The organism is Haemophilus sp. SZY H56 (assembly GCF_054332415.1).
Genome location: NZ_JBTGNX010000001.1, coordinates 149,133 through 174,101 on the forward strand (window position 1 = coordinate 149,133; position 24,969 = coordinate 174,101).

The 24,969-nt window shown below is 39.2% G+C and carries 30 protein-coding genes and 1 pseudogene; 7 read left to right on the forward strand and 24 right to left on the reverse strand.

The annotated features are described in order from the left end of the window. The first annotated feature begins 1 nt into the window (after position 1). Entirely contained in the window at positions 2-463 is a 462-nt protein-coding gene (locus ACXVWP_RS00770) for a threonine/serine exporter family protein (RefSeq protein ID WP_049363622.1), read from the forward strand. A gap of 50 nt (positions 464-513) precedes the next feature. Here the strand turns inward: ACXVWP_RS00770 and ACXVWP_RS00775 are convergent, their stop codons facing one another. After that, positions 514-996 (reverse strand): Dps family protein, encoded by a 483-nt coding sequence (locus tag ACXVWP_RS00775; RefSeq protein ID WP_289901763.1) that lies wholly within the window; start codon positions 994-996, stop codon positions 514-516. Positions 997-1,351: 355 nt separating this feature from the next. Between ACXVWP_RS00775 and ACXVWP_RS00780 the strand changes: the two genes are divergently transcribed. The 5 genes from ACXVWP_RS00780 to cdd all read left to right on the forward strand — a co-directional run bounded on the left by ACXVWP_RS00780 (position 1,352) and on the right by cdd (position 8,045). Beyond that, complete coding sequence (locus tag ACXVWP_RS00780; protein WP_289901764.1) at positions 1,352-2,950, forward strand: ABC transporter substrate-binding protein; 1,599 nt, start codon at positions 1,352-1,354, stop codon at positions 2,948-2,950. 297 nt (positions 2,951-3,247) lie between these two features. Next, a complete protein-coding gene (locus ACXVWP_RS00785) occupies positions 3,248-4,201 on the forward strand; it encodes an ABC transporter permease (RefSeq protein WP_049358061.1) in 954 nt (317 codons plus the stop codon). Continuing rightward, positions 4,201-6,177, forward strand: coding sequence for a dipeptide/oligopeptide/nickel ABC transporter permease/ATP-binding protein (locus tag ACXVWP_RS00790; RefSeq protein ID WP_289901765.1), 1,977 nt, complete (start codon positions 4,201-4,203; stop codon positions 6,175-6,177). The genes ACXVWP_RS00785 and ACXVWP_RS00790 overlap by 1 nt, the downstream gene beginning before the upstream one ends. Position 6,178: 1 nt before the next feature. Further along, positions 6,179-6,991 (forward strand): ABC transporter ATP-binding protein, encoded by an 813-nt coding sequence (locus ACXVWP_RS00795; RefSeq protein ID WP_005696082.1) that lies wholly within the window; start codon positions 6,179-6,181, stop codon positions 6,989-6,991. A gap of 178 nt (positions 6,992-7,169) precedes the next feature. Next, positions 7,170-8,045, forward strand: coding sequence for a cytidine deaminase (cdd, locus tag ACXVWP_RS00800; protein ID WP_289901766.1), 876 nt, complete (start codon positions 7,170-7,172; stop codon positions 8,043-8,045). A gap of 87 nt (positions 8,046-8,132) precedes the next feature. Here cdd and metE read toward each other — a convergent pair whose 3' ends face one another. Then, positions 8,133-10,406 (reverse strand): 5-methyltetrahydropteroyltriglutamate--homocysteine S-methyltransferase, encoded by a 2,274-nt coding sequence (metE, locus tag ACXVWP_RS00805; RefSeq protein ID WP_289901767.1) that lies wholly within the window; start codon positions 10,404-10,406, stop codon positions 8,133-8,135. A gap of 301 nt (positions 10,407-10,707) precedes the next feature. On the opposite strand from metE, the pseudogene ACXVWP_RS00810 reads away from it, so the two are divergent. Next, a pseudogene (locus ACXVWP_RS00810) lies at positions 10,708-13,105 on the forward strand (FepA family TonB-dependent siderophore receptor). Positions 13,106-13,231: 126 nt separating this feature from the next. On the opposite strand, the gene ACXVWP_RS00815 reads toward ACXVWP_RS00810, so the two are convergent. From ACXVWP_RS00815 to bet, 22 genes are all read right to left on the reverse strand, one after another. Next, a complete protein-coding gene (locus tag ACXVWP_RS00815; protein WP_007525241.1) occupies positions 13,232-13,441 on the reverse strand; it encodes a TOBE domain-containing protein in 210 nt (69 codons plus the stop codon). A 71-nt stretch (positions 13,442-13,512) separates the two neighbouring features. After that, positions 13,513-14,547 (reverse strand): ABC transporter substrate-binding protein, encoded by a 1,035-nt coding sequence (locus tag ACXVWP_RS00820; protein ID WP_369866540.1) that lies wholly within the window; start codon positions 14,545-14,547, stop codon positions 13,513-13,515. A gap of 20 nt (positions 14,548-14,567) precedes the next feature. Continuing rightward, the gene (locus tag ACXVWP_RS00825) at positions 14,568-15,356 is read right to left on the reverse strand and encodes an ABC transporter ATP-binding protein (protein ID WP_289901769.1); all 789 of its coding nucleotides are present in this window, start codon (positions 15,354-15,356) and stop codon (positions 14,568-14,570) included. Next, complete coding sequence (locus ACXVWP_RS00830; protein ID WP_289901770.1) at positions 15,356-16,342, reverse strand: FecCD family ABC transporter permease; 987 nt, start codon at positions 16,340-16,342, stop codon at positions 15,356-15,358. The genes ACXVWP_RS00825 and ACXVWP_RS00830 overlap by 1 nt, the downstream gene beginning before the upstream one ends. Positions 16,343-16,449: 107 nt before the next feature. Beyond that, positions 16,450-16,779, reverse strand: a complete 330-nt coding sequence (locus ACXVWP_RS00835; protein WP_128787318.1) for a TusE/DsrC/DsvC family sulfur relay protein — start codon at positions 16,777-16,779, stop codon at positions 16,450-16,452. A gap of 1 nt (position 16,780) precedes the next feature. Then, positions 16,781-17,710: a tRNA 2-thiocytidine(32) synthetase TtcA gene (gene ttcA / locus ACXVWP_RS00840; RefSeq protein WP_128787319.1), complete on the reverse strand. Its 930-nt coding sequence runs from the start codon at positions 17,708-17,710 to the stop codon at positions 16,781-16,783. A gap of 146 nt (positions 17,711-17,856) precedes the next feature. Further along, on the reverse strand, positions 17,857-18,132 hold the full coding sequence (locus ACXVWP_RS00845) for a hypothetical protein (protein ID WP_297570188.1): 276 nt from the start codon (positions 18,130-18,132) through the stop codon (positions 17,857-17,859). Positions 18,133-18,188: 56 nt separating this feature from the next. Further along, positions 18,189-18,386 (reverse strand): DUF551 domain-containing protein, encoded by a 198-nt coding sequence (locus ACXVWP_RS00850; RefSeq protein WP_369866544.1) that lies wholly within the window; start codon positions 18,384-18,386, stop codon positions 18,189-18,191. Further along, the gene (locus ACXVWP_RS00855; RefSeq protein ID WP_369866545.1) at positions 18,370-18,885 is read right to left on the reverse strand and encodes a MazG-like family protein; all 516 of its coding nucleotides are present in this window, start codon (positions 18,883-18,885) and stop codon (positions 18,370-18,372) included. Before ACXVWP_RS00855 ends, ACXVWP_RS00850 begins: the two co-directional genes overlap by 17 nt. A gap of 1 nt (position 18,886) precedes the next feature. Next, entirely contained in the window at positions 18,887-19,009 is a 123-nt protein-coding gene (locus ACXVWP_RS00860) for a hypothetical protein (protein WP_369866546.1), read from the reverse strand. Then, positions 19,006-19,266 (reverse strand): hypothetical protein, encoded by a 261-nt coding sequence (locus ACXVWP_RS00865; RefSeq protein WP_369866547.1) that lies wholly within the window; start codon positions 19,264-19,266, stop codon positions 19,006-19,008. The genes ACXVWP_RS00860 and ACXVWP_RS00865 overlap by 4 nt, the downstream gene beginning before the upstream one ends. A 2-nt stretch (positions 19,267-19,268) precedes the next feature. Then, positions 19,269-19,715 carry a hypothetical protein gene (locus ACXVWP_RS00870; RefSeq protein ID WP_369866549.1) on the reverse strand — a complete coding sequence of 149 codons (447 nt, stop codon included), beginning with the start codon at positions 19,713-19,715 and terminating at the stop codon, positions 19,269-19,271. 12 nt (positions 19,716-19,727) lie between these two features. Then, a complete protein-coding gene (locus ACXVWP_RS00875; RefSeq protein WP_369866551.1) occupies positions 19,728-20,516 on the reverse strand; it encodes a class I SAM-dependent methyltransferase in 789 nt (262 codons plus the stop codon). Position 20,517: 1 nt separating this feature from the next. Then, positions 20,518-20,862 (reverse strand): hypothetical protein, encoded by a 345-nt coding sequence (locus tag ACXVWP_RS00880; protein WP_369866553.1) that lies wholly within the window; start codon positions 20,860-20,862, stop codon positions 20,518-20,520. Next, on the reverse strand, positions 20,855-21,181 hold the full coding sequence (locus ACXVWP_RS00885) for a DUF6378 domain-containing protein (RefSeq protein ID WP_369866554.1): 327 nt from the start codon (positions 21,179-21,181) through the stop codon (positions 20,855-20,857). Before ACXVWP_RS00885 ends, ACXVWP_RS00880 begins: the two co-directional genes overlap by 8 nt. Continuing rightward, positions 21,178-22,074 (reverse strand): recombination-associated protein RdgC, encoded by an 897-nt coding sequence (gene rdgC / locus ACXVWP_RS00890; RefSeq protein ID WP_458473147.1) that lies wholly within the window; start codon positions 22,072-22,074, stop codon positions 21,178-21,180. The genes ACXVWP_RS00885 and rdgC overlap by 4 nt, the downstream gene beginning before the upstream one ends. Before the next feature lie 2 nt (positions 22,075-22,076). Beyond that, positions 22,077-22,565, reverse strand: a complete 489-nt coding sequence (locus ACXVWP_RS00895) for a hypothetical protein (protein ID WP_369866558.1) — start codon at positions 22,563-22,565, stop codon at positions 22,077-22,079. 30 nt (positions 22,566-22,595) lie between these two features. After that, on the reverse strand, positions 22,596-22,733 hold the full coding sequence (locus ACXVWP_RS00900) for a hypothetical protein (protein WP_369866560.1): 138 nt from the start codon (positions 22,731-22,733) through the stop codon (positions 22,596-22,598). A gap of 100 nt (positions 22,734-22,833) precedes the next feature. Beyond that, a complete protein-coding gene (locus ACXVWP_RS00905) occupies positions 22,834-23,013 on the reverse strand; it encodes a hypothetical protein (RefSeq protein WP_070714533.1) in 180 nt (59 codons plus the stop codon). 9 nt (positions 23,014-23,022) lie between these two features. After that, positions 23,023-23,475: a single-stranded DNA-binding protein gene (ssb, locus tag ACXVWP_RS00910; protein WP_369866562.1), complete on the reverse strand. Its 453-nt coding sequence runs from the start codon at positions 23,473-23,475 to the stop codon at positions 23,023-23,025. Positions 23,476-23,477: 2 nt separating this feature from the next. Then, a complete protein-coding gene (locus tag ACXVWP_RS00915; protein ID WP_369866564.1) occupies positions 23,478-24,098 on the reverse strand; it encodes a YqaJ viral recombinase family protein in 621 nt (206 codons plus the stop codon). Continuing rightward, complete coding sequence (gene bet, locus ACXVWP_RS00920) at positions 24,095-24,967, reverse strand: phage recombination protein Bet (protein ID WP_369866566.1); 873 nt, start codon at positions 24,965-24,967, stop codon at positions 24,095-24,097. Before bet ends, ACXVWP_RS00915 begins: the two co-directional genes overlap by 4 nt. Positions 24,968-24,969: the final 2 nt, after the last annotated feature.

The following is a 24,969-nucleotide window of genomic DNA, read 5'->3' on the forward strand; positions in this document are numbered from 1 at the left end:
GATGTTTTTACTGAATTTACTCGATGATATGCTTTTTGCTGCCATCCCCGCAGTAGGATTTGCTTTAGTATTTAATGTTCCGCCTAAAGCCTTAAAGTATTGTGCGATTTTAGGTGCACTTGGACATGTCACACGAACTTTATTACTACACTTTGGTGTCCCAATTGTTTTTGCCACTTTTTTCGCCACTTGTGTAATTGGTTTTATTGGGGTGCATTTATCTCATCGTTATTTAGCCCATCCGAAAGTCTTTACTGTTGCGGCAATTATTCCAATGATTCCAGGTGTTCATGCTTATAAAGCGATGATTGCTATCGTACAAATTCACCATTATGGCTTTTCCGATAAATTATTTGAGCAAATGATCAGCTCTTTTATCAATACCAGCTTTATTTTGGGCGCTCTTGTTTTGGGCTTAGCCTTACCAGGACTATTGTTCTATCGACAAAAACCGGTCGTGTAGAAAATAAAAAAGCCGACATGAATCGGCTTTCGCATTTAATCAATATTTAATTAACCATGGCAAGTTTGGCAAGCGGCTTGGAACATCCAAACAAGTTTTTCTTGTTCTTTGATGTAGTCGCTCATTTGAGAAGCGGTACCTTCATCATCAGACTCACCCGCTAATTCAAGGATTTCACGTTGTTGTTCAAGTAGTACTTTTAATCCTTCTAATGTGCCTTTTAAGCAAGATTGCGCATCACTTACCCCTAACTCTTCTTTAATACGTGAGTGTTGGAAGTATTGTGAATAACCGTTATGCGGTGTGTAACCTAAAGTTAAGATACGTTCTGCCACTTCATCTATTTTTACTACTAAATCTGTGTAGATTTCTTCAAATTTTGCGTGTAATTCAAAGAAGTTTACCCCTTTAATGTTCCAGTGGTAACCGCGCACGTTGGTATAGAATACTTGATAGGTTGCTAATAATTCATTTAATTTTGCTGCTAATTTTTCAGATGCTTTTTTATCTAAACCGATTGATGTTTTTGACATAGTATTTTCCTCTTTATTGTTAATTAAAATATTGTTCCCTTGCTTAGGAAGTGTGGTCATTATAAGCATCATTTTTTCTGATAGCTATTTCATATTATCTAGTGATTTAATAGTTAAAACCTATTTATAAAAATTATACATAGTTAAAAGTTTTTATTTTAAGGTGCGGAAAAAAACTCTGTGAAGTAGATCACACATTCAATATTTCCCCTTTGACAGAATGAAGCGAAGATGACTATGATTGATGCAAATCATTTTGTTCTAAGATTTGATTGCTTTACTTCATTTTCGAATGAAATGTTTGGCTAGGTTTAAAAACCCAAAATATGATTTTATTACTCATCAGGAGTTTAGTATGACAAAGCATTTTTCCTTTGAAACGAATGAATCTCGTCGTCATTTTATGAAACTTATGGCTGGCGTGGGGGCGGGTCTTGCATTTAGTGGTACATTAGGCACATTTGCACCAAAAGCCTTTGCTGCAGAAATTAAAGGTAAAACTATTGAAGCGGGGATTGCTTATCCGCTTTCTACCGGTTTTGACCCAATGACATCAAGTGGCGCTTCACCTTATGCAGCAAACTTGCACATTTTTGAAGGTTTAGTGGATTTGCATCCTGCAACTCGTGAACCTTATCTTGCTTTAGCAGGAAAAGAGCCAGAACAAGTTGATGAAACAACATGGCGCATTACTTTACGTGAAGGCGCAACCTTCCATGATGGCGCACCAGTCACCACTGAAGACGTTGTGTATTCTTTCAATCGTATTATGGATCCAGCCAATAAATCTTTATTTGTGATGTTTATTGATTTCATTGAAAGTGTGAAAGCTGTGGATGATAAAGTGGTGGAATTTAAATTGAAATATCCATTTGCTTTATTTGCTAACCGTTTAACTTGTGTGAAAATTGTACCGAAACATGTAATCGACAAAGTCGGTCAATCTGCATTTGATGCGCACCCAGTTGGTTCTGGTCCATTCAAATTTGTTTCAGCTGTGAAAGATGACAAAATCGTCTTTGAAGCGTATGAACCTTACAATGGTAAATATCCAGCGCAAGTTGAAAAAATGTCTTGGTTATTACTTTCTGATGCCGCAGCTCGTGTGACTGCACAAGAGTCTAAACGTACTCAAGCAATGGAAAGCGTGCCTTATTTAGACATTAGTCGCTTGAAAAACAAAAAACAACAAGTGCAATCCGTTCAATCTTTCGGCTTGCTATTCTTAATGTTTAACTGTGAAAAAGCACCGTTTAATAATCCAAAAGTACGTCAAGCGTTACACTATGGTTTAAACACTGACAAACTGGTTGATATTGTATTTGATGGTAATGCAGAAGCTGCAACATCATACTTACAAACGACTCACCCAGATTATATTAAGGCATCAACTCAATATCCTTATGATCAGGAAAAAGCCGCGGCATTATTAAAAGAAGCCGGTGTAACTGAGCTTAAATTTGAATTGCTCGCAACCGACCATGACTGGGTGAAAGAATCTGCACCGTTAATTTTAGAGTCTTGGAATAAGATTCCAGGTGTGAAAGTGACTTTACAACACTTACAATCTGGTGCGTTATACAGCAACAACGTAGATCCAGGTGTATATGAAGTGGCAATCGCACCGGGTGACCCATCAGTGTTCGGTAATGACTTAGACTTGCTTTTAAGCTGGTGGTATCGTGGTGATGTATGGCCGAAACGTCGTTTCCGTTGGAGTAATACCCCTGAATTTGCGAAAGTGACTGAATTACTCAATGCAGCAGTGAGAGCAAAAGATCACGCTGAAGCGAAAAAATCATGGGAAGAGGCGATTAACATTATTGCGGCTGAAGTACCACTTTATCCGATTGTTCATCGTAAACTTCCTTCAGCATGGGATGATAGTAGCCTTGAAGGCTATCAACCATTGGCAACAACCGGTTTATCTTTCCTCGGTGTGGGCCGTAAATAAAAGTGCTTTTTAATTTAATGTTTTGGCTGTTGAGCAATCAACAGCCTTTTTTCTTTCCTTTTTATCTCAAAGTGCGGTCATTTTTCTCTCTGTTTTTCAATCATTTTTTCTCTCAATTTCATTTCAAAAAAATCTTTGTGAAGCCGATCACAGATTTGAATTTTGCTCTATGTACTTGGATTGACAGGGCTTGAGCTGAACACTATGATTACTGTAATTCATTTTGTTTTTGAATTTGATTGTTTTGCTTCATTTTTGAAGCGAACGAATTTCTCAAGCTAGAACAGGAGAAGTTAGATGGATATGATACTTCGATTATTGTTACGTCGATTGATGGCTTTGCCAGTCATGATTCTAGGTGTAACAGCACTCGTTTTTGTGGTGCTTCAATTTACACCAGGTGATCCCGCTACGGTGGCACTAGGCGAAAGTGCGAGTGAAGCAGCAAAACAACTTTACCGCGAATCACACGGCTTAAATGATCCACTCTTTGTTCAATATTTTCGTTTCTTAGGTCATTTACTTGTATTGGATTTTGGTGTGACTATGCCACCAGAATTACCAATCAGTAGCATGCTAGCGAAATCTTTCCCAATCACGTTACAACTTACCCTAATTGGTGTGGTGTTTGCGGCAGTAGTCTCTTTTTCATTAGGTGTACTGGCCGCGCTTTATCGTGATAGCTGGGTAGACCAAGTGATTCGTTTAATCTCTGTTGCAGCGGTTGCGACCCCCTCATTCTGGTTAGGTATCTTACTTATTCAATGGTTCTCTTTGGAGTTAGATTGGTTGCCTTCAGGTGGTTTTGTGCCATTCAGCGAAAGCCCGATGGGGTATATCAATTCCATGATTTTGCCATCTCTTGCACTTGCCGTGCCGGTATGTGCGTCATTAATTCGTGTGGTGCGTACAACCATGGTAGAAGAAATGGATAAAGATTATGTGAGAACGGCGATTGGTAACGGTGTGCCTTATGCAACTGTTATTCGTCACAACGTATTACGTAATGCATTAATCACACCAGTAACAGTATTAGGTTTACGCGTAGGCTACTTACTTGGTGGTGCGGTAGTTATCGAACAAATCTTTGACTTACCGGGCATGGGTAAATTGATTTTTAACGGTATCGTCAATCATGACTTACACTTAGTACAAGGGGTGGTTCTGACAATCGCCTTTACCTTCGTTTTAGTGAATATTATCGTTGATATTCTCTATGTGTTGATTAACCCTAAAATTCGGAGTCTATAATGTTTCGTCAAGGTTTAGCAGATCGATTAGCTGCAAGCGGTGCGAGATTCCGAGCACTTTCCACCGCATCAAAAATTTCATTATTATTCTTAGTTTTCGTTGCTTTAGTGGCGGTATTTGCCCCTTGGGTAGCAACACATGATCCATTAGAAGTGATCGCACGTATGCGTGCTCCAAGTGCGGAATATTGGTTTGGGACTGATCGACTTGGTCGTGATATTTTCTCTCGTATTGTTTATGGTGCCCAAACGTCCTTATTTATCGGTTTAGGTGCGGTAGCTTGCGCCATTATTTTCGGTAGTGTTTTAGGTGCAACTGCAGCCACATCCGAGAAATGGGGCAATGAAATTATCATGCGCTTAATGGATATTTTAATGGCCTTCCCAGGTATCGCATTAGCGGCAGTGTTATTAGCAACCTTTGGTAACTCAGTGCCGGTCATTATCATCACCATTGCCGTGGTTTATACCCCGCAACTTGCTCGTGTAGTTCGTGCGAATGTGGTATCACAATGGGATGAAGACTATGTGCGTGCTGAACGTGTTATTGGTGGTAGCCGTACTTATATTCTTCTCAAACACGTTGTACGCAATACCGCGGCACCGGTTTTAGTCTTCGCGACCGTAATGGTGGCAGATGCTATTGTGTTTGAAGCCTCGCTTTCTTTCTTAGGCGCAGGTGTACAACCTCCACATCCTTCATGGGGTAACATCCTTTCTGAAGGTCGTAACATCGTATTAAACGGTGCATGGTGGGCGACAACCTTTGCGGGTGTGATGATTCTTTTAACCGTATTAGCCTTAAATATCTTAGCGGAAGGGCTTACCGATGCCTTGGTTAACCCGCGCTTGAAAGGCGGTAAAAAACCAGAAGGTAAATCAGATGAACGTCTTTCTACTGACGTACAAGAAGCGCTTTCTGAAGGTCTTGCATTAAAACGTTACTTGCTCAAATTACATGAAAAAGAAATCACCCGTACGAATCGTATGCAATTAGATCCAAATGCAAAACCGATTTTACAAGTGAAAAACTTATCAATCCGTTTCCCGAATCGTTATGGTGAAATTCCATTGGTTGATAACATCAGCTTCACCGTAAATGAAGGGGAAACCATGGGGTTAGTAGGAGAGTCCGGTTGTGGTAAATCTATTACAGCATTCTCTATCATGGGCTTGTTACCAAAAACAGCTAAAATTACTGGGGAAGTGCTTTTCACAGACCGTAGCGGAAAACAACACAGTTTGCTTAACGCTAACAATCTAAGTGAATTGCGTGGTTCTGAAATTGCGATGATTTACCAAGACTCTTTAAGTGCATTAAACCCATCAATGCGTATCAAAGATCAAATGGCACAGCTCATCAAACGTGGTAGCCACCATACCGCAGAAAAATTGCTGGAATGGGTACACCTCGCTCCAGAAAAAGTGTTGAACCGTTATCCGCATGAACTTTCTGGTGGTCAACGTCAACGTGTGGTGATTGCAATGGCATTAACTCGTGAGCCGAAATTATTAATCGCCGATGAACCAACAACCGCATTAGACGTAACCGTTCAAGCTGAAGTGGTGAAATTATTGAATGAATTACGTGAAAAACTGGGTTTTGCTATGGTATTTGTCAGCCACGATTTAGCATTAGTTGCACAATTAGCTCACCACATTACGGTAATGTATGCAGGTCAAGTGGTTGAAATGGCACCAACATCCTTATTGCTTGCTAATCCAACACACGAATATACCCGTGGCTTATTGGGTTCTGTCCTTTCAACCGAAGTCCGTGCGAAACGTTTATATCAAATTCCGGGCAGCGTACCATCACCTTACGATTTTGCTGCCGGCGACCGTTTTGCAAGTCGTTCATTGCGACCAGATGCTAATCCGGATCAAAAATTGATATTAACCGCCGTGGAAGGTGAGCCGTCTCACTTGTGGGCTTCTCATTTAGCTGAGCCTGTAACGGAAGCGAAAGGAGCATAATATGAGCAGTAGTATTAAAGTCATTAAAGAACAAAACATCATCGATTTAGAAAATATCGTGGTGCAATTTCCTTCTCGCGACGGTTCATTGTTTGGACGTAAAAAATTCACAGCGGTGAATAATGTGAGTCTTGGCATTAAAGCGGGGGAAACCATTGGTTTAGTAGGGGAGTCTGGCTGCGGGAAATCTACCCTAGCCAATGTAATAATTGGACTTCTTAAACCAACATCTGGTTTAGTGAAATTCAACGGTTTACAAATGCAATATGGCAGCTCAGAAGCGAGAAAACAATTCGGTCGCCAAGTATCGGTCATTTTCCAAGACCCAGCAACCGCACTGAATCCTCGTATGAAAGTGTTGGATATTTTGCGTGACCCAATGGATATTCACAATGTGTTACAACCTCATGAACGGGAAAAACGTGTGTATGACTTGCTTTCTCGCGTCGGTTTACCACGTTCTGCAGCACAAGTTGAGCCAACTCGTTTATCTGGCGGGCAAAAACAACGTGTGGCGATTGCACGTGCTTTAGCGCTGAATCCAAAACTGATTGTTGCGGATGAACCGACTTCTGCGTTAGACGTATCCGTTCGTGCTCAGGTATTAAACTTATTGGCGGACTTGAAAAAAGAACTCAATCTTGCCATGGTGTTTATCTCTCACGATATTCAAACCGTACGCCAAGTATCTGACCGTATTGTCGTGATGTACGGCGGTCAAATTTTGGAGACCGGTAGCACTGAAGATATTTTCAACCACCCAACCGTGGATTACACCCGAAAATTACTTGGTGTTGCCCCGTCATTGTTATAAAACGAGTGAATAAAACATCTTAATTTATGACCGCACTTTAAAAGTGCGGTTATTTTTTTGAGCATTTTTTGTTTTAAGGTGTTGATAAATTTTAGAAACATATTCCGAAAGTCTTTTAGAGTTTAGGTTTTTTTCTCAAATAGCGTAGAATGGGCATATAAAAATGAGGAGATTTAACATGCAACAAAAAATTCAACAAGCATTAGCAAACTCGCCACTTTCAAATGCAATTCTTTCTGCGTTAGAAGAACAAGAATGGAAAGGCTTTTTACCGGCTGAAAAAGTGCGGTCAATTTGTGATGAATTTAAGCTTACGCCTGTTCAACTAGGGTTGGCACTTTTGCCCGTAGCGGCTTGTTATAGCCATACACCCATTTCAGAATTTCATGTTGGCGCGATTGCGATTGGTGAAAGTGGTGATTTTTACTTTGGTGCGAATCAAGAGTTTCAGGGTAGTAGCATGGCTCAAACCATCCATGCTGAACAAAGTGCGATTAGCCATGCATGGTTACGTAATGAACCTCGAATCACTGATATTGTAGTGAATTACACGCCTTGTGGTCACTGCCGTCAATTTATGAATGAGCTTTATCAAGCGCAAGATTTAAAAATTCATTTACCACACAGCCAAAATAATCCACTTCCTCAATATTTACCCGATAGCTTTGGCCCGAAAGCTTTAGGCGTTGATTTGCTTCTATTAAACAAAGAAGAACAAGGTTTTACTTTGACGACGGAAGATGAAGTGGCAAATAAAGCGATTTTAGGGGCAAACCGAGCTCATTCACCTTATTCTAAAAGCCCTCACGGTGTAGGCATTTTATTTAAAAATGGGGAAATGATTTGTGGTCGATATGCAGAAAATGCAGCATTTAACCCAAGCTTACCGGCTATGCAAACAGCGATTAATTTTGCCTACTTAAATCAATTGGATGTATCGAAAATTGAGCGAGTAGTATTTGCAGAGAAACCGTTGCGTTTAAGTCACCGCAAGATGGCAGAGCAGTTATTGAAGAGCCTCTGCAAGGTGAAAATGGAATATATTAGCCTGTAAGCACGGTCAAAAATGAATTAGTTTTTGAACGAAAAGAAAGAGGCGAACAGAGATAATCTTTCATGTTCGCCTTTCTTTTTACTGATTTTATGCTAATTCAGCACGTAATTTTTTCGTGACATCAACCATCACTTTTAGTGCAGCAATCGTTTCTGGCCAACCGCGAGTTTTTAATCCACAGTCTGGGTTCACCCATAAACGTTCTTTCGGCACCACTTGTAATGCTTTACGAAGGAGGTGTTCAATTTCTTCTGCTGTAGGTACGCGTGGACTATGAATGTCATATACGCCAGGACCAATATCATTCGGGTATTTGAAATCACCAAATGCGGTGAGTAATTCCATGTCAGAACGCGAGGTTTCGATAGTAATGACATCGGCATCTAAGGCCGCAATAGCCGGTAGAATGTCGTTAAATTCGGAATAACACATGTGCGTATGAATTTGGGTATCATCTTTGCAACCCATTGAGCTTAAACGGAAGGCTTCGCCCGCCCATTTCAAATAAGCATCCCAATCTGCACGTTTTAACGGTAAACCTTCACGAATAGCCGGCTCATCAATTTGAATCACTTTGATACCTGCTTTTTCTAAATCTAATACTTCATCAGAAAGCGCTACCGCAATTTGTTTGCAGACTGTTTCACGAGAAATATCGTTACGCACGAAAGACCATTGTAAGATCGTGACCGGACCAGTCAGCATGCCTTTCATCACTTTATTGGTAAGGCTTTGGGCATATTGTGACCAACGTACCGTCATGGGTTCTGGACGAGTAACATCACCGTAAATCACAGGCGGTTTTACGCAACGTGAACCATAACTTTGTACCCAACCAAATTTGGTGAACGCAAAACCATCGAGTAATTCACCGAAATATTCCACCATGTCGTTACGTTCTGCTTCGCCATGTACCAATACATCTAAGTCTAATTTTTCTTGCTCACGTACAACGAATTCAATTTCTTTTTTCATTGCAGTTTCGTAATCAGTTAAGCTGAGTTCGCCTTTTTTGAAGGCAGCACGAGCATGACGAATGGCTGTCGTTTGTGGGAAGGAACCAATATTCGTCGTTGGCAGAAGTGGTAAATTTAACCATGCATTTTGTAATTTAATGCGTTCCGCAAATGGCGATTTACGTTGGTCAGCATTTTCCGGTAAGTTTGCTAAACGTTCAGCTACACAAGTGCGGTGAATTTCACGCGAGTTTTTACGAGCATCCGCAGCTGCTTGAGATGCAGCTAATTCCGCTTGAACGGCTTCACGACCTTGTTCTAGAGCGGTCTTAATAATGCGTAATTCTTGAATTTTTTGTAACGTGAAAGCCAACCATTGATAAAGCTCAGGCTTATTTGCTTGGAGTTGCGTTTCAACTTCTAAATCATAAGGTGTATGGAGGAGAGAGCAGCTTGGCGCAATCCACAAACGATCACCTAATTTCGCTTTTAATGGTTCAACCACATCTAACACTTGATTCAAGTTTGCACGCCAAATATTACGGCCATCAATGATGCCTACAGATAAGATTTTGTCATAATCCGCGAAGGCAGCAAGTTGTTCTGGTGCGCGCACTAAATCGATATGTAAACCTGCTACAGGTAAGGCTTTTAACAAATCAGCGTGTTCTGCCACAGAGCCGAAATAAGTCGCAAGCAATAATTTCGCTTTCACTTGTTCAGCAAAAGTGGCGTAAACCGCTTTATAAGCAGAAATCCATTCTGCCGGTAAATCTAAAGTGAGAGCAGGTTCATCAATTTGAATGTATTCAACACCTTCTGCAGCTAATGCATTTAAGATTTCAACATAAACCGGCACGAGTTGTGTTAATAAATCAAAGCGATTAAATGCTGCACCTTTTTCTTTCCCTAACCAAAGGAAAGTGAGTGGACCAACGATAGTTGGTTTAACATCATACCCAAGCGCTTTAGCTTCACGGATTTGTGTCACATAATGAGTTGGATTTGCTTTAAATTGCGTTTCTTTATGGAATTCAGGAACAAGATAATGGTAGTTGGTATCGAACCATTTTGTCATTTCAATCGCAAATTGAGTTTTATTACCACGCGCTAATTGGAAATATTGATCGAGTGTTAAATTTTGGCTATCGAAACCAAAGCGAGTAGGAATCGCACCTGTTGCCACTTGTAAATCTAAAATATGATCGTAAAGTGTAAAATCAGCCACTGCGATAAAATCAGCATTTGCCTTGGCTTGGTGCTGCCAATTTAGTTCACGTAATCTTTTTGCAATATCTAATAAATCCGCTTCCTCAATTTCGCCACGCCAGTAACGCTCTTGAGCAAATTTAAGTTCACGCTTTGCGCCTACGCGCGGAAATCCTGCTAAATGAAATGTTGTCATAATTAATCCTTCTATTGTTTAGTTTAGACGTCTAAACGTCTTTTCATGTATAGAATGCAATAAAATAAAAGATTATACAACTTCATAATTTTCAGGTTTTATATGAATAAAATTAATAATTAAGATTTGCTGTTTGATTATTTTCTTTTTCCTTCTCCAAATAGTAGTAACTCTCCATCGTTTTTCTGCATTTTATGATGAAATTTCTCATAACTCATATTTGTTATTTACATATTTATATAACGATGTAATATGAGGCCTTTATATCTTTTTTTATATAATGATATTTAAGGATAACCCAATGAAAAAACAACATAAATTAAGTCTGTTAGCGATATTAGTGATTTCGAGTACAGCGTATGCTGAAGAAAAACTTGAAGCTATTAATGTCACAGCAGAAGAGCAAGTTAAACAATCTCTCGGTGTTTCGGTGATTTCACAAAAAGATTTAGAGCGAGATCCAATTGAAAATGATGCCTCTGAAATTATTGCTAAACAACCAGGGGTCACATTAAGTACAAATGCGCCTGGCGGTGCCCGCGGTAATAAACGTCAGGTTGATATCCGCGCAATGGGGCCGGAAAATACGCTGATTTTAGTAGATGGAAAACCTGTAAAATCTCGTAATTCAGAACGTTATGGACGTAATGGCACACGCAATACACGTGGTGATACAAACTGGGTGCCGGCAGACGCAATCGACTCTATCGAAGTACTACGAGGTCCCGCTGCTGCACGTTACGGTTCTGGTGCAATGGGTGGTGTGGTTAATATCAAAACCAAATCACCAACAAGCGAATACCATGGTAGTTTGAATTTATTTACAGAACAACCAGAAGACAGCAAAGAAGGTTACACTAATCGTCTCGGTTTTAATTTCAGCGGTCCACTAGTTAAAGATGTATTGGGCTTCCGTTTATACGGCAACATTGCTAAAACACAGGCGGATGCGCTAGATATTAACTCGGGAGAGGATTCTAGTACAAATAATAATGCAGCAACGCAAGATAATACACGCTATGCAAGTCGTGAAGGGGTTCGTAACCGCGATATTGCAGGACAGTTAGTTTGGAACTCCGGATCAAAAGTTAACCTTTGATGCAACATATAGCAGACAGGGTAATATTTATAATGGTGATACTCAAAATAGTTCTGTTTTACTGACTCAAGCGATGAAAACGAGTCGTGATCTTGCTTTACAAAAAGCAGAAACGTCAACACTTTATCGCCAAAGTTACGGCTTAACGCATGAAGGAAAATGGGGGGCTTTCGATAACCGCACTTATTTTACCTTTGACCAAACCCGCAACTATCATTATCCAGAAGGTTTATTAGGTAGTACGGAAGGCGCTTATAACGGTTTAGAAAAATCGGTTGGTTTGTTGCGAAATTATCGCTTTAGTAATGAGCTTTATATTCCGTTTATGACCGGTCGTACTGGACATATGTTAACCGTTGGTTTAGAAGGCTCTCGTTCAGAATTAAACGACGCGGCCTCTATGACGCAAACCATGCAAGTTTACGCACTTGTACCTTGGTTAGCTGATAAAGGCCGTAGCGGTAAAGTGGCACAAAATGAATGGGCAGCGTTCTTAGAAGACAATATTATATTGCCGAATGAGAAAACTATTTTAACCCCAGGTATTCGTTTTGATTCTAGTACGAACTCTAAATCAAATTGGAGTCCCTCTCTGAACTTCTCCCATCAAGTTAGCGATAACTGGAAAATCAAAGGTGGGGTAGCTCGAGCTTACAAAGCACCAAATCTTTACCAATCTTCACCAAATTATTTGTTAATTAATGCAAGTAATGGTTGCCCGATTGATAGTGCTAATAACTGGAATAATCCGAATGCATTAACCTCAACAGGTAGTATTGTTAAGACAGATGCAAAAGGTAAACAATATACCGTTCTTCAAAATAGCAATGCAAAAGGCTTTGATTGGGGACGAGCTTGTTACTTCTTAGGTAATGAAAATATTAAGCCAGAAACAAGCTGGAACAAAGAGATTGGTGTGGAATATGAGAAAGATGGTAAGTTATTCTCTTTAGCTTATTTCCATAATGATTACCGTAATAAAATTGTGTCTAACGGTGAATTCTTGACAACGATTGATGCACCAGCTGGTGGTTATGATCGTGAAATTCGCCCAAGCAATACACCAAATGGAAAAGCAATTTACCGCAACTACACAGCAACTAACGTTTATCGTTGGGGAAATACACCAAGAGCAATCATTGAAGGGTTGGAAGGAAATATTACATTACCATTCTTAGATGATGCGCTAGTATTCAGTACCAATTTCACGTATATGCTCAAAAATGAAAACAAGAAAACCGGTAATCCGATCTCACTTGTACCGAAATATACAGTGAACAGTAATCTTAACTGGAAAATCAATGACCATTGGGATGTGAATACCTCGTACACCCGTTATGGCAGACAAAAAACGGTAGAAAATGCTGAAAACTTCATGCAAGTGATTTACACCACGGGTGAAAGCCTTGTTACGCAATATCAACTTGGTAGCTATGGTATTTGGGGAGCTAACGTGGGATATAAATTCAATGATAGTTTAAGCCTACGAGTTGGTGTGAATAACATTTTAGATAAACGTATTTATCGTAATGCAGGTACAGCTCGTACTTATAATGAACGTGGTCGTTCTTACTTTGCTAATTTAAAATACAGTTTCTAAGCTTTCTTTTCTCTATCATCGTTAAACAAAGTGCGGTCAATTTGACCGCCTTTTTTATATTTTAGACAAAAAATAACCGCACTTTTAAAGCGCGGTTATAGAGAATTCTGAACAGTTTAGTTGAGATTATTCAACACCAACCATTACAGAAGTTGCTTTGATAATCGCATATGCTTCTTTACCAACTGCTAAACCTAATTCTTTTACTGCATCGATAGAGATAGTAGAAGAAATTACATTACCGTTACCGATATCAATGTGTACGATTGCGTTCACAGAACCAGTTTCGATTGATTTTACAGTACCTTTAAGTTGGTTTCTTGCACTAATTTTCATCAAGTATTTCCTTATGTTTGAGTTAAAAAAAAGAGCGCGCATTATAACGATAAATGCTTCAAATGAAAATACTACTTAAGAGGTGCTAGGCCTTTCAAGATTTGTTCAGCATTTTCTTTGCTTAATGTATAACCGTAATATTTTTTATAGAAACCTTGCGTTTTTTCCACCATATTTAAGTCTTTAAATTGCTCTGGGTGGAAGAGTTGAGCCGCCCAAAGAATTTGTAAGGCTTCTTCTGCACTGTAGCGGTCCCATGGGAATGTGCCGGTTGGATTCGCATAAATACGATTATTTTTGACCGCACTTATAGACTGCCATGCTGGATCAGCTTTGATTTTTTCGATTGCGGCTTGCGCCTTATTACCACTGCTACCGATGATAATAACATCTGGATTCGCTTGTAAGATAGCTTCCATTGTAACTGTCACCATATTCGCTTCATCCGGTAATACGCTCTTACCGCCGGCTAATTTAATCCATTCACCAATCATCGATTTTCCGCCGTCAATCATCATTAGATCAGAACCTTTAGTGATGTGTAATACGGTTGGGCGTTGTTCATCTTTAAGACCTTTAAGACGTTCTTCAACAAATTTAATGTTACCGTCTAATTCTTTGATATAGCTTTCTGCGATTTCAGGCGCTTTATCACCTAAAACTTCAGCGGTAATCCGTACGGTTTTCTTCAAACCATCAAAATCTTGGAAACTTACACGCACGCCTTTTAATCCCGCTTGTTCCACTTCAGTTAACATGGATTTTTTCGAGAGCAATACGGCATCTGGCTTATGGCTCAACAATTCTTCTGTTTGAATGGTTTCGCCATTGGTTAATACTGGTACGTTTTTGATATTTGGATACACTTCGCTATACCAAGGATTGGCCGCGATAGATGTGGTCGTGCCAACCAGTTTATTGGCACCGCCTAATAGTAAGACAATTTGGTTATTAGCATGCCAAAGATCGGCTACACGTTGTACGTTATCTGGTAATTCAACTTTGTTTCCTTCAACGTCGGTTATGATCTTAGCTTGTAGTGGCATAGCAAAACAAGCGGCAAGAGAGAGGGCGATTAGGCCTTTTTTTAGAGAATGTTTCAACATATGAATGTCCTTCTAGTGGGTTATAAATGAGTAATTGCACAAATTTGTCGTTGTAGTGCAGGCACATCTACTAAACGCAAATCTGTTTGATAAAGCGCTTTTAAGTTGGCTTCAGTAATAATTTCCGGCGCTGTACCGGTTTGTAATCTGCCTTGCTCGTTTAAGATGCTTACACGGCTGTGGGGCAGTGCGCTGTGTAACAACATGGGATGATCGGGATTATGTGTTGTCATCACAATGGTAAAGCCTTGCAGTGAGAGCTCTTTTATTAGGCTTAAGGTTTTAAACACATTGCCGTAATCTAATGCCGAGGTAGGTTCATCAAATAAAATCAGTTGCGGTTGTTGCACCAAAATACGCGCAAGATTGACCAGTTGCTTTTCACCGCCGCTCATTTGCATATAAATTCGGTCTGCAAAATGACTGATGCCAAGTTTATTTAAAGCCTCATCGACTAATGCAAAATCAGCTTCACTTGGCTTATCAAAAACACCTAAATGCGCAGCACGGCCGAGTACCACATAATCACGCACGCGATATTGATAGGTTTGTGGACTGTGTTGCGAGACATAAGCAATTTTTTGCGCAATTTGCTTGCTGCTCATTTCGCTTAATTTGCAATTATCCAGCAAAATCTGACCGCTCTTTGGTTTCAAAAGCCCCGCAATGCAGTTTAATAACGTTGATTTACCACGACCGTTTGCACCAAGAATAGTCAGCAATTCACCTTTTTGTAGGATTAAATCAATGCCATTGAGTAACGAATGTTCAACGTTGTGCCAGTAATAAAGATCGTTGATTTGCAACATTAGTCCACCACCTTTTGTTTAATCAGCACCCAAGCAAAGAATGGCGCGCCAATAAAGCCGGTGAGAATGCCGAGAGGAATTTCTTGAATGTATAAATTGCGAGCGAGAGTGTCGATAACGAGCAAGAAAATCGCACCGATAAGTCCGGCAAGCGGTAAACTTTTGACATTGTTATCACCAATGAAAAGTCGAGCTAAATGCGGAATCACTAAACCAAGCCAACCAATTGTCCCGCTTAAACAAACCGATGATGCCGTCAGCAATGTGGCACAAACCACCATTAATCCACGTTCTAATCGAATATTGGCACCGATTAATTTTGCTTCACGATCCCCCAATGAAAGCACATTTATACGCCAACGCATTAAAAATAAGCCAAGGGTAGTAAGCAAAATAATAGGAGAAAGGATGAGCAAGTTGTCGTAGTTGGATTTGGTTAGGCTACCTAATTGCCAATACACAATATCGGCCAGCTGGGTTTCGGGATCGGCGAGATACTTTAGCAAGCCTAGTGTCGCCATCATAAAGCCCGAAACGATAATGCCGGAAAGGACTAATACAATGGTGGAGTCACGTTGAATTAAACGCGGTAAATTCATGGTGAGCAAGACGGCAATCAAACCACCGACAAAGGCAAGAGCTTGAATACCCAGCATCCCCGAACCGAGTAAAATCGCCAATGCAGCACCGACACAAGCGCCATTAGACACGCCTAAAATATCAGGTGAAACCAATGGATTACGAAAAATACCTTGATACACAACACCCGCAATAGCCAATGAGGCACCGACAAGTATGGCTGCAATCACACGAGGTAAACGAAGATTAAAAATAATGTTGTTTTGCACATCATTGATATTATTGCCAATCAGACTTTGCACTACATCCTCAAGCGGAATCGCAAAACGCCCCCAAGAGAGCGAACATAAAATGAGCCCAATAAGCAAGCACAGTAAAAGGGGAAAGGTAAGGGAGGATTTGTTCATATACTTAGACTTCGTTGTTTTTATAAGTATATAGCGATTATATTTTTTTGTATATAGCGAAATTTGGGTAAAAAAATAACCGCACTTTATCGTGCGGTTACGTTATTTTATAAGCATTTAGCTGGTTTTGGTAGCCCCGCTAGTTTGGTTGCTTGCTTAGCTGGTCCGTCAGGGAAGAGTCGTTGCAAATAGCGGCTATTGCCTTTATCTGCACCTAATTTTTCTGACATTGCTTTTACCAGCATTCTAATTGCAGGGGAGGTGTTATATTCTTGGTAAAAATCACGCACAAAATAAATCACTTCCCAGTGAGCTTCGGTCAGTTCTACATCTTCTAGCTGAGCGATATGTTTTGCTACATCTTCATTCCAATCAGCAATATTAAGTAAATAGCCAAAGGCGTCGGTTTTGATTTGTTTTCCTTGCACGGTAATCATATTAATTCACTTCTTTAAAGCTGATCATTTCGTTATCGGAGTAATCAGACGTATCTTCATCATCAAATTTTATTGGTTCGATACGTTCTTCATCAAATGCGGTATCCCCTTCAATGCCATCAAGTGATTGGCCATGTTTAATGCCTTTGAAATCGAAGAGTTTTGGATCACATAAGTGTGACAACGTAATGTTTTGTATCGCACTAAACATGGTTTCTAAGCGACCTGGATATTGACGGTCCCAAGTATTTAACATTTCTTTTACTACTTGACGTTGTAAATTAGGTTGAGAACCACATAAATTACAAGGGATAATTGGAAATTCTTTGGCTACGGCATATTTTTCAATATCTTTTTCTTTACAATAAGCCAATGGACGAATCACGATTTGCTTGCCGTCATCTGAAATTAATTTCGGTGGCATCGATTTTAATTTTCCACCGTAGAACATATTCAGGAACAGGGTAGCCAACATATCATCACGATGATGACCAAGTGCGATTTTTGTTGCACCAAGTTCTGTTGCTGTACGGTATAAAATACCACGGCGTAGACGAGAGCAGAGAGAGCAAGTTGTTTTGCCTTCTGGAATTTTCTCTTTCACGATGCCATAAGTATTTTCTTCAACGATTTTATAATCCACACCAATACTTTGCAGATATTCAGGTAAAACATGCTCCGGAAAACCAGGCTGTTTTTGGTCTAAATTGACTGCAACGATATCAAATTTAATCGGAGCGCTTTGTTGTAAATTCAACAAAATATCAAGCAGTGTATAGCTGTCTTTACCACCAGAAAGACAAACCATTACTTTATCACCATCTTCAATCATGCCAAAATCAGCAATTGCATTGCCTACATTACGACGAAGGCGTTTTTGCAATTTATTGAAATTATAAGTCTGTTTTTTATCTTGGTTTTGTTCTGTCATATTGATTAACTTTAGCTAATAAAAAAGCCCTGAATCAACTTCAGAGCTTATAAATTCTGTGGTGCCTAGGGTCAGCACCTTTAATGGTTATAAAATCAATTATTTATATTCATTTTGGTGCAGTTTTGGTGCAGTGTATAAATTCTTTATAAGCGTTTCATGTGCCGTATTCCCCATTTCACAATCTCTCCAGCAACGTATCTTTTTTGCTCGTTTTCTGAGCCTAAATATCTTGCCGATGGAAAATCAGCTCTTGTGATAATGTTGTTCGCTGTAAAATTATAGGATTTATTGATATAGATCGCAATATCCCCAATAGTCATGAGATTTTTGCTATTTTCAGTGAAAGCAGCGAACGCCGCCATTTTTGCGGCCTTAACAATTTCTTCTTCTGCTTTTTTTGATAGAGTGATTTGTTCCATAAAACCTCCATGTAAAATAAAAGCCGCACTTCCTTGTGCGGCTTATATCGGTTTGCTTATTTACCTTTCGGCGGTGCTGGAAGTGGTTGCCAGTGAGATATCTCATCATCTGCATAATCAAACCACCCCCATAGATCGGAATCATATATTGCTACTGCTATTGGTGGCTCATGCTTTGGACGATACACAAGATAATAATCATCCTCTGCTGGCACACATTTATCATACTTAATCCATCTACTCATAATACTCATTATTCAAATCCTCTTCCTTAACGAAAACTCCGTCGATTATTTTCCCTTTACGGTCTTTAATTTCATCCCATGCCGCTTGTACACAGCTTTCTAAGGTTAAGCCATATTCATTCGAAATTTTGATAAGACAATATAATGCATAAGCAAAATCATATTCCAAATGACGGTTTGCTTTCCCTGTGTAATTTATTTTTTCTGAAATGCTTGCAAATCTTGCTACACACTTTTCAATCCAAACATCAACCCCTTTTCTAGCCAAGTATAGCAAAGGCGTAAAATCAAAGTTGCTATTAGTTTGCTTATTTAAAATCACCATCACCACAAAGCAATCCCCAATGCTGTCTTTGATTTTCTCCTTGTCGTTTCGTGCAATACCAGCACAAAGCTCGCCAAATTCTTCCATTAGCTTGATAAATTGTTTCTGTGGAGTAGAGCCTAAAATAAGATTTCTATCTTTCGCCCATTGAGCGATTTTTTCAGTTAATTCTTTTTCTTTCATATCACACCACTAATTTGATAATCTTCCACGCCACACCAAAAAATAATCCTATTCCAGCTCCAGCTATCGTAATGACGAAAGCGCCAGCCAATAGATAGAGTAGCCATTCTGTGAATCCTCTCATTCTCGGCCTCCGCTTTGTTTAATTGTTACGGTGTAATTTACTTCTCCAACTTTGCCATCGTCTACCCACTTAATAACAGGCTCTGGAGTGATTTTTAAAACACCTCCCAATCTATCATTGAGCGCAGCTTGCTCCGCTTGAAGTTTTTTATGGATAGCAAACCAACTAGCAAAATCAGGAAGAAAGCGCTTAAATTGTTCTTCTGTTAGCTGTAAAAAATCCATAACAGTTTTAAACTCATAAACTTTCTCACTCATACTTACTCCATCATACTCTTCATAAAATCAAGCCATTTTTGAGCATCTTCTTTTGTGCGGAAACTGTTGCCATTTTGGATTGAAGGATGGTCTAAATCATTAGCAAAGTATTTTTCTGGTTTTGTATCAGCAGGAGAGATAATAAAATATGCTTCATGACGTTTCGGAATAAATGGTTTAGGAAGGCCTTCAAATTTAATCGGTTCTTCCCACATTCCAATGATGTCATATTCCATGGTTTTCCAATGTACTGATTTACCTGTTAAGCTCCATGATGTCGTATTGATGTAAATACCATCAAATCTATACCCAATTAAAGGATGTTCGGCATCTCTTACCTCTAGCTTTTCAACCTCGTTAAGCAAATTGTATTTAACAACGGCTTTTTTCCCATTTCTCAGCATCACCGGCTCGCCATTTAAAGCCGCATCTAAGTTAAATTCTTTCATTTTCGTTCTCCATCAAAACAAAAGGCGCTCACTTGGAACGCCTATTGGATTTGTTAAATATTGATTTACTGTCTTGTAAATATCTACGATTAAATCTAATGGGATGTTAGATCGCTCGTTATATGATTTTGAGTAATCCTGAAATCCCATAGTTGGAGGCAATTTATTGTTGCTCTTTAGTCTTAGGTTGATATTACTTTTAAACCGTGTTGGCTTACGCAGTGGATAACCATAGCAATGGTAATGTGCCAGATTGTCAAACGGTATGGGAAAATTCAAAATATCATTTACATAATGCCAAATTCGACTGCTTGCCGGATTCTCAATTACATAAACTTTCGGCTCATATCGTTTGATAATTTCTATCGTGTTGTAGATACAAAGCTCACCATTAATGCGGTTCAAAAAAGAGCGGTCATATTTGAATTGGACGTGCGGTAAATCATAATCCGCACGACTTCTTACTGTGAATTTTGATAATTCACGATTGACTGCGCCTGTTTCCTGTTTCCAACTTGCATTGCCTCCCCACATTGCACTTGCAACCGACCAACTCTCACAAGGGGGACTAGCTATAATCAAATCAGGTTTAGGCAGCTTATCAAGCTCATCAAATAGCTTGTTATCGCCAAACATACGACTATAATCAGCTAAATTAAGATTAATAAAATGGTTATTTTTACTCTCAATATCTATGCCGATAGGGTATATTTCAATTGACTGGTTGGATTGCTGATTAAATAGCTCTGCACCTTGCGTATAGCAACCATTGCCACTATCGAATAATGCCCAAACAATCATATCAATCACCCGCTTTATGGTTTACCTTTGCCATATTAACCACTGGCAAAATATCAACCAGTGGTCGCTGTAAACTAGTTTGGTGCTGATTATGGATATTATCTTCAGCCCATTGCAGAAAATCTTTTACATCAGCTTTTTTTCTTCCATTGAGCGATATATAGCACTTAGATAGTCTAATTAACTCTTTTCTAGTTCCGCTATTAAGCAAAACCCAATACTTTTTAACATTTTCAATAGATTCAGAGGTATGCTCATCAGTTGTTGGCATTAGGTTGTATTTAAAAGAATCTTCAAAAATACCCTTAAAAAACGAATAAGGGATGCTTACATTAATCTCATTCATCCTCACGCCCTCCGCACTTTAAAATTCCACCTTTCAAGATGTCTTGTTTCCAATCTTCACTTGGTTTGTAAAGCCCACCGGCAAGGGTGAAATAATTTGCGGCATCAATATAATGATCGGCATGGCTTGAATCTCCATTCAAGATTCTCACTTGTTTTGCATTAGCCATTGTTAAACCATAAAATTTAACATTGCTAATTGTGCCAGCTAACCATTTTTCGACAACCGGGCGCATTAGTTGTGCAAAATCTTGCGCACCCTTTTCAAAATCGCCATGCGTATTTTTTCGTTCTTCTAAAATTTCTTCTGCTGTTTTCATAGTGCAACCTTTAATCCATTAAATTCAACTGATAGCTCATTCAATAAGCCTGATAGCACGTTGGCCATTAAAATAAAATCAGCGTAAAAGCGTTTGCCAATTTCTTCTTTGGAAATATCATTGTTTTGCTCTGTGATTCGGTCATCAAATTTCAACCGTTTTAGTGTTCCATCATCACGCAAAACAAATTTGAGATTGTTTTCCCATTCAAGAGCGAGTTTTGATACAAGCCCTGATTGCGCAAGCTCCACAATATCTTCATCGAGCAATGATTTATTTTTGCAACTGATTACGCCAAGATCGTTTTTCTCACGAATCTCAGCCTCTTCTAACAAGATTAGCCAATTAGGCTCTTTATCTGCAATCCACTCAGTCATAACCTCGCAAGGCGCTGTATTAAAGCTAACTGGAATAACTGGAAGTGAGCCTAGTGATTTACGCAATAGTGCTAGGGCATCTTCAGCGATTTTTGATGATGCTGCATCAACGTAAATCAGGTTTGTTTTTAAATCGATGAAAAGTGCGGTAAATTTAAACTTGGAAAATGCTTGAGAGGTTAGCGATGCAACAACATCATCTCTTAATGATAGGCGCTCTGTTTTCTTCAATTTTCGCTGTTCTTTTTCTTCAAGCGCCGCAATTCGGATATTTAGTTCACGGTTGATTACATCTACCGGCAAAATCTTTTCTTCACGTTTAGCCATTAGCAAGACTTTGTTATCTGCAAAATAGGCTAAATCACCATTTGTTTCTAACGGTGCAGTCCAACCGAATCGACTAATCTCAGACGGTTCGCACGGTGTAAACTGGCATTCTTTTAGTTTTGATTCGATTTCACCGAAGTCAATATTTTTTGTTAGGCAATAAATGATCGCATTTTTAAACCAATACATAGTCACTCTCCTTGTTTTTTGTACTTGTCTAAATAAGAAACATCGGCTACGGTTGCCGGTAGTTTAATTTTATTTTTTGGCAAGCTATCTAATAGTTGTTTTTCCCATTGAGGAAACATTGTTAAGAATGTTTTGTCAGTATCGACTGATAAAATTGTTTCTTTAAGTTGTTTTAAATCAATTTCAATTTGACGGATTTCTTTTTGAGTATTTTCCACTAATTCTTTGAATCTTTCGCTTTTGTAAAAATCTGCATCAACAAAGAGGTTATATGTGTAATTTTGTAATCTACATCCTACGTGTGAGGCAAAAGTTAATCGCTGTCCTTGCATTTGCTTTAAAACCCCTTTGTAGAATTTGACAAATTTTTGATCTTGCTCCTTATCAATATCTACTTGTAATTCTTCTGCAAACTGTCTTGCTTTTTTTATGTTTAAAGTATTCATAATTTTAAAATAAATCACTTCTTTAACTTGCTTGCTTAACTTCATTTTTACTCATCCTTATAAACTTAAAGGCCACTATCTAGCGGCCTTATTTTTGTTAGTGTAGTTGATTAACTCACGGATTTTCTCACGCACAAGCTCAAGAGCTTTTTCTAAACTCCGTTCTTTTTCGTGAAGTTCCGCTAATTCGTGTTCTGCTTGTTCTTTATTCATTGTTTATTGCCTTTTCAAATATTTACCACGTAACTTTATAATCACGCCATTAATCACCAAGTTATAACTAACCATTTCTTTCTCCTAAAAGAAAACCGCCTTATTTGGCGGTCTCAATCATTCTTAAAATACGGCTTTGACTTTCCATTACAAGAAAGACTTTCTTGGTTTTAAGGACGATATACGCTCCCTTATCTTTTGGCCCGACAACATGAATATCATCAACATCAAGCTCTATCGGTTTGTTATCAAAGTGCGTTAAAGTTATTTTCTTTCCCATAGCTCACCCCTAAAATGGAATGTTGTCATCAAAAGCATCCACTGGTGGATCAGATTGTTGAGGTTTAGATTGCGCTTTTTGTTGTTTATCTTGCTGTTTAGGCGGTTGATTTTGTGCAGCATCTTGGTTTCGACCGCCTAACATCTGTAAGTTATCGCCTTGAATTTCTGTTGTGTAACGGTCTTGGCCATTATTGTCTTGCCATTTACGAGTTTTTAATCTTCCCTCAACATACACTTGCGATCCTTTATGTAGATATTGAGCGGCGATCTCGGCTAGTTTTCGATAAATGACAATGCGATGCCATTCGGTCACTTCTTTTTTCTCGCCTGAGTTTTTATCCGTCCAGCTTTCACTTGTTGCCACGCTGATATTTACCACTAATTCACCATTAGGCATAGTGCGCACATCAGGATCATTGCCTAAAAAGCCAACGATAATTACTTTATTAATTCCAGCCATATTTACTCCATAGATTTATATGCTTTTAATGTTTTGATAAATGCGGGTATTTCCTTGTCAAACGCTGCCATTAATTTTTCATCTCGCTCAACCGTAAAGAGATAAAACGGTTGTTTTTGATATTCAGGGCAATAACTCACAAAATCCCATGTTTTATATCCAGTCACCCATAAATTTGCTTGCACCTGGATAACATACTCAGACGGCACGCCTCCGTTGATGATGTATTGTATATGCGTACTCATTTTCGGGCATTTAATCTCAAGCCCTTTTTTAAGTTCGGGAATCAATCCATCAGGACTAACCATCAATTCTTTTTTCTCGTTTAAATATACGCCGCCAACTTGCTTGACGGCGTTTCCTGTGAGAAATTCATAAGCAGAGCGGGCAAGTGGCTCAAGCTGATTGCCTCGCTCCATAAAAGCCGATTTATATCCGCCATCTTGTAAACCAAGTATGCTTTCTTCAATCAGCTCAGACATATATTTGATTTGCGAGCTTGATTTTTTACCTGTTGGCGTAACGATATTCTCGATCCCTGTTGCCGTTGGAATACCAAGTCTTGCCGTTAGCCATTCTTCAGTTCCTTGCTCGCAATCAAGCGTTATTAGTCCATCTATCATAAGGGAATATCCTCATCATTACGTTCATCTTTGGCTTGCTGTTCATTTAGCTTGTTAAGCAATCTATTAATTGCATGTTCAGCATTTGATTTTGTGATTTTTTCAATGCTTGGCACATTTCCAGCCGCCGCCAATAATCCCATAAGATTTGAGCCTGTAACTTCAACCAAGTTTTCAATTTGTTTGATTTGTTCAGGAGTGATCAATTCTACCGATTGAGTGTCAATCACCGTTGTTCCGTTATCAGGCGTTGTAGCACTATGCTGATTGATAGGCTCTTCATTTACTTCATCAGCAGTAATTACGCCACCTAATTCATCGGGGAATGCTTTGCGCAATGCGCCAGCCTCAGCGCATTTTGCTAATTGACCTCGAGGGCGTTTTCTCCACATAGAGTTCAATAATCCATCTCTTGTTGTTGCGCAAGCCTCGCTAAAATACTCAGTATGGGAAAATGCGCAACGTTCACCATTAATAAATCGATAGACTGTAACTCTGCACCATTCAGGAGCCTCTATACCTTTGAATGCGACCGTATTCCCAAAAACTGGCTCATCTTGCCCCGCCATTTGACCAGTACGAAATGCCGTAATGCGCTGTTCATAAATACCTGGCATAATGACATCTCGCCAAATTTTTCGATCATTTCCGTTATTATCTTTTTGACCGGATAGAGTGACTTGCATTGGCACGATATGACAAGGTTTTTTAAGAATATCTAACTTACGAGCCTTGCAATAATCTACGGCAAGCAAAATACTTTCATCCTTTGCGCCAGGGAAAACGCTATTTTGCAAAGTTGTCCAAACTGCGGTATCAATATTGCGTTCGGTTAGGGCTGTTTGAATGTTCGCCGGTAATGTATTCATTT

Coding starts and splice junctions, on each gene's coding strand:
- ACXVWP_RS00770 (WP_049363622.1), top strand. CDS start 2: ATGTTTTTACTGAATTTACTCGATGATATGCTTTTTGCTGCCATCCCC.
- ACXVWP_RS00775 (WP_289901763.1), bottom strand. CDS start 996: ATGTCAAAAACATCAATCGGTTTAGATAAAAAAGCATCTGAAAAATTA.
- ACXVWP_RS00780 (WP_289901764.1), top strand. CDS start 1,352: ATGACAAAGCATTTTTCCTTTGAAACGAATGAATCTCGTCGTCATTTT.
- ACXVWP_RS00785 (WP_049358061.1), top strand. CDS start 3,248: ATGGATATGATACTTCGATTATTGTTACGTCGATTGATGGCTTTGCCA.
- ACXVWP_RS00790 (WP_289901765.1), top strand. CDS start 4,201: ATGTTTCGTCAAGGTTTAGCAGATCGATTAGCTGCAAGCGGTGCGAGA.
- ACXVWP_RS00795 (WP_005696082.1), top strand. CDS start 6,179: ATGAGCAGTAGTATTAAAGTCATTAAAGAACAAAACATCATCGATTTA.
- cdd (WP_289901766.1), top strand. CDS start 7,170: ATGCAACAAAAAATTCAACAAGCATTAGCAAACTCGCCACTTTCAAAT.
- metE (WP_289901767.1), bottom strand. CDS start 10,406: ATGACAACATTTCATTTAGCAGGATTTCCGCGCGTAGGCGCAAAGCGT.
- ACXVWP_RS00815 (WP_007525241.1), bottom strand. CDS start 13,441: ATGAAAATTAGTGCAAGAAACCAACTTAAAGGTACTGTAAAATCAATC.
- ACXVWP_RS00820 (WP_369866540.1), bottom strand. CDS start 14,547: ATGTTGAAACATTCTCTAAAAAAAGGCCTAATCGCCCTCTCTCTTGCC.
- ACXVWP_RS00825 (WP_289901769.1), bottom strand. CDS start 15,356: ATGTTGCAAATCAACGATCTTTATTACTGGCACAACGTTGAACATTCG.
- ACXVWP_RS00830 (WP_289901770.1), bottom strand. CDS start 16,342: ATGAACAAATCCTCCCTTACCTTTCCCCTTTTACTGTGCTTGCTTATT.
- ACXVWP_RS00835 (WP_128787318.1), bottom strand. CDS start 16,779: ATGATTACCGTGCAAGGAAAACAAATCAAAACCGACGCCTTTGGCTAT.
- ttcA (WP_128787319.1), bottom strand. CDS start 17,710: ATGACAGAACAAAACCAAGATAAAAAACAGACTTATAATTTCAATAAA.
- ACXVWP_RS00845 (WP_297570188.1), bottom strand. CDS start 18,132: ATGGAACAAATCACTCTATCAAAAAAAGCAGAAGAAGAAATTGTTAAG.
- ACXVWP_RS00850 (WP_369866544.1), bottom strand. CDS start 18,386: ATGAGTATTATGAGTAGATGGATTAAGTATGATAAATGTGTGCCAGCA.
- ACXVWP_RS00855 (WP_369866545.1), bottom strand. CDS start 18,885: ATGAAAGAAAAAGAATTAACTGAAAAAATCGCTCAATGGGCGAAAGAT.
- ACXVWP_RS00860 (WP_369866546.1), bottom strand. CDS start 19,009: ATGAGAGGATTCACAGAATGGCTACTCTATCTATTGGCTGGCGCTTTC.
- ACXVWP_RS00865 (WP_369866547.1), bottom strand. CDS start 19,266: ATGAGTGAGAAAGTTTATGAGTTTAAAACTGTTATGGATTTTTTACAG.
- ACXVWP_RS00870 (WP_369866549.1), bottom strand. CDS start 19,715: ATGAAAGAATTTAACTTAGATGCGGCTTTAAATGGCGAGCCGGTGATG.
- ACXVWP_RS00875 (WP_369866551.1), bottom strand. CDS start 20,516: ATGATTGTTTGGGCATTATTCGATAGTGGCAATGGTTGCTATACGCAA.
- ACXVWP_RS00880 (WP_369866553.1), bottom strand. CDS start 20,862: ATGAATGAGATTAATGTAAGCATCCCTTATTCGTTTTTTAAGGGTATT.
- ACXVWP_RS00885 (WP_369866554.1), bottom strand. CDS start 21,181: ATGAAAACAGCAGAAGAAATTTTAGAAGAACGAAAAAATACGCATGGC.
- rdgC (WP_458473147.1), bottom strand. CDS start 22,074: ATGTATTGGTTTAAAAATGCGATCATTTATTGCCTAACAAAAAATATT.
- ACXVWP_RS00895 (WP_369866558.1), bottom strand. CDS start 22,565: ATGAAGTTAAGCAAGCAAGTTAAAGAAGTGATTTATTTTAAAATTATG.
- ACXVWP_RS00900 (WP_369866560.1), bottom strand. CDS start 22,733: ATGAATAAAGAACAAGCAGAACACGAATTAGCGGAACTTCACGAAAAA.
- ACXVWP_RS00905 (WP_070714533.1), bottom strand. CDS start 23,013: ATGGGAAAGAAAATAACTTTAACGCACTTTGATAACAAACCGATAGAG.
- ssb (WP_369866562.1), bottom strand. CDS start 23,475: ATGGCTGGAATTAATAAAGTAATTATCGTTGGCTTTTTAGGCAATGAT.
- ACXVWP_RS00915 (WP_369866564.1), bottom strand. CDS start 24,098: ATGATAGATGGACTAATAACGCTTGATTGCGAGCAAGGAACTGAAGAA.
- bet (WP_369866566.1), bottom strand. CDS start 24,967: ATGAATACATTACCGGCGAACATTCAAACAGCCCTAACCGAACGCAAT.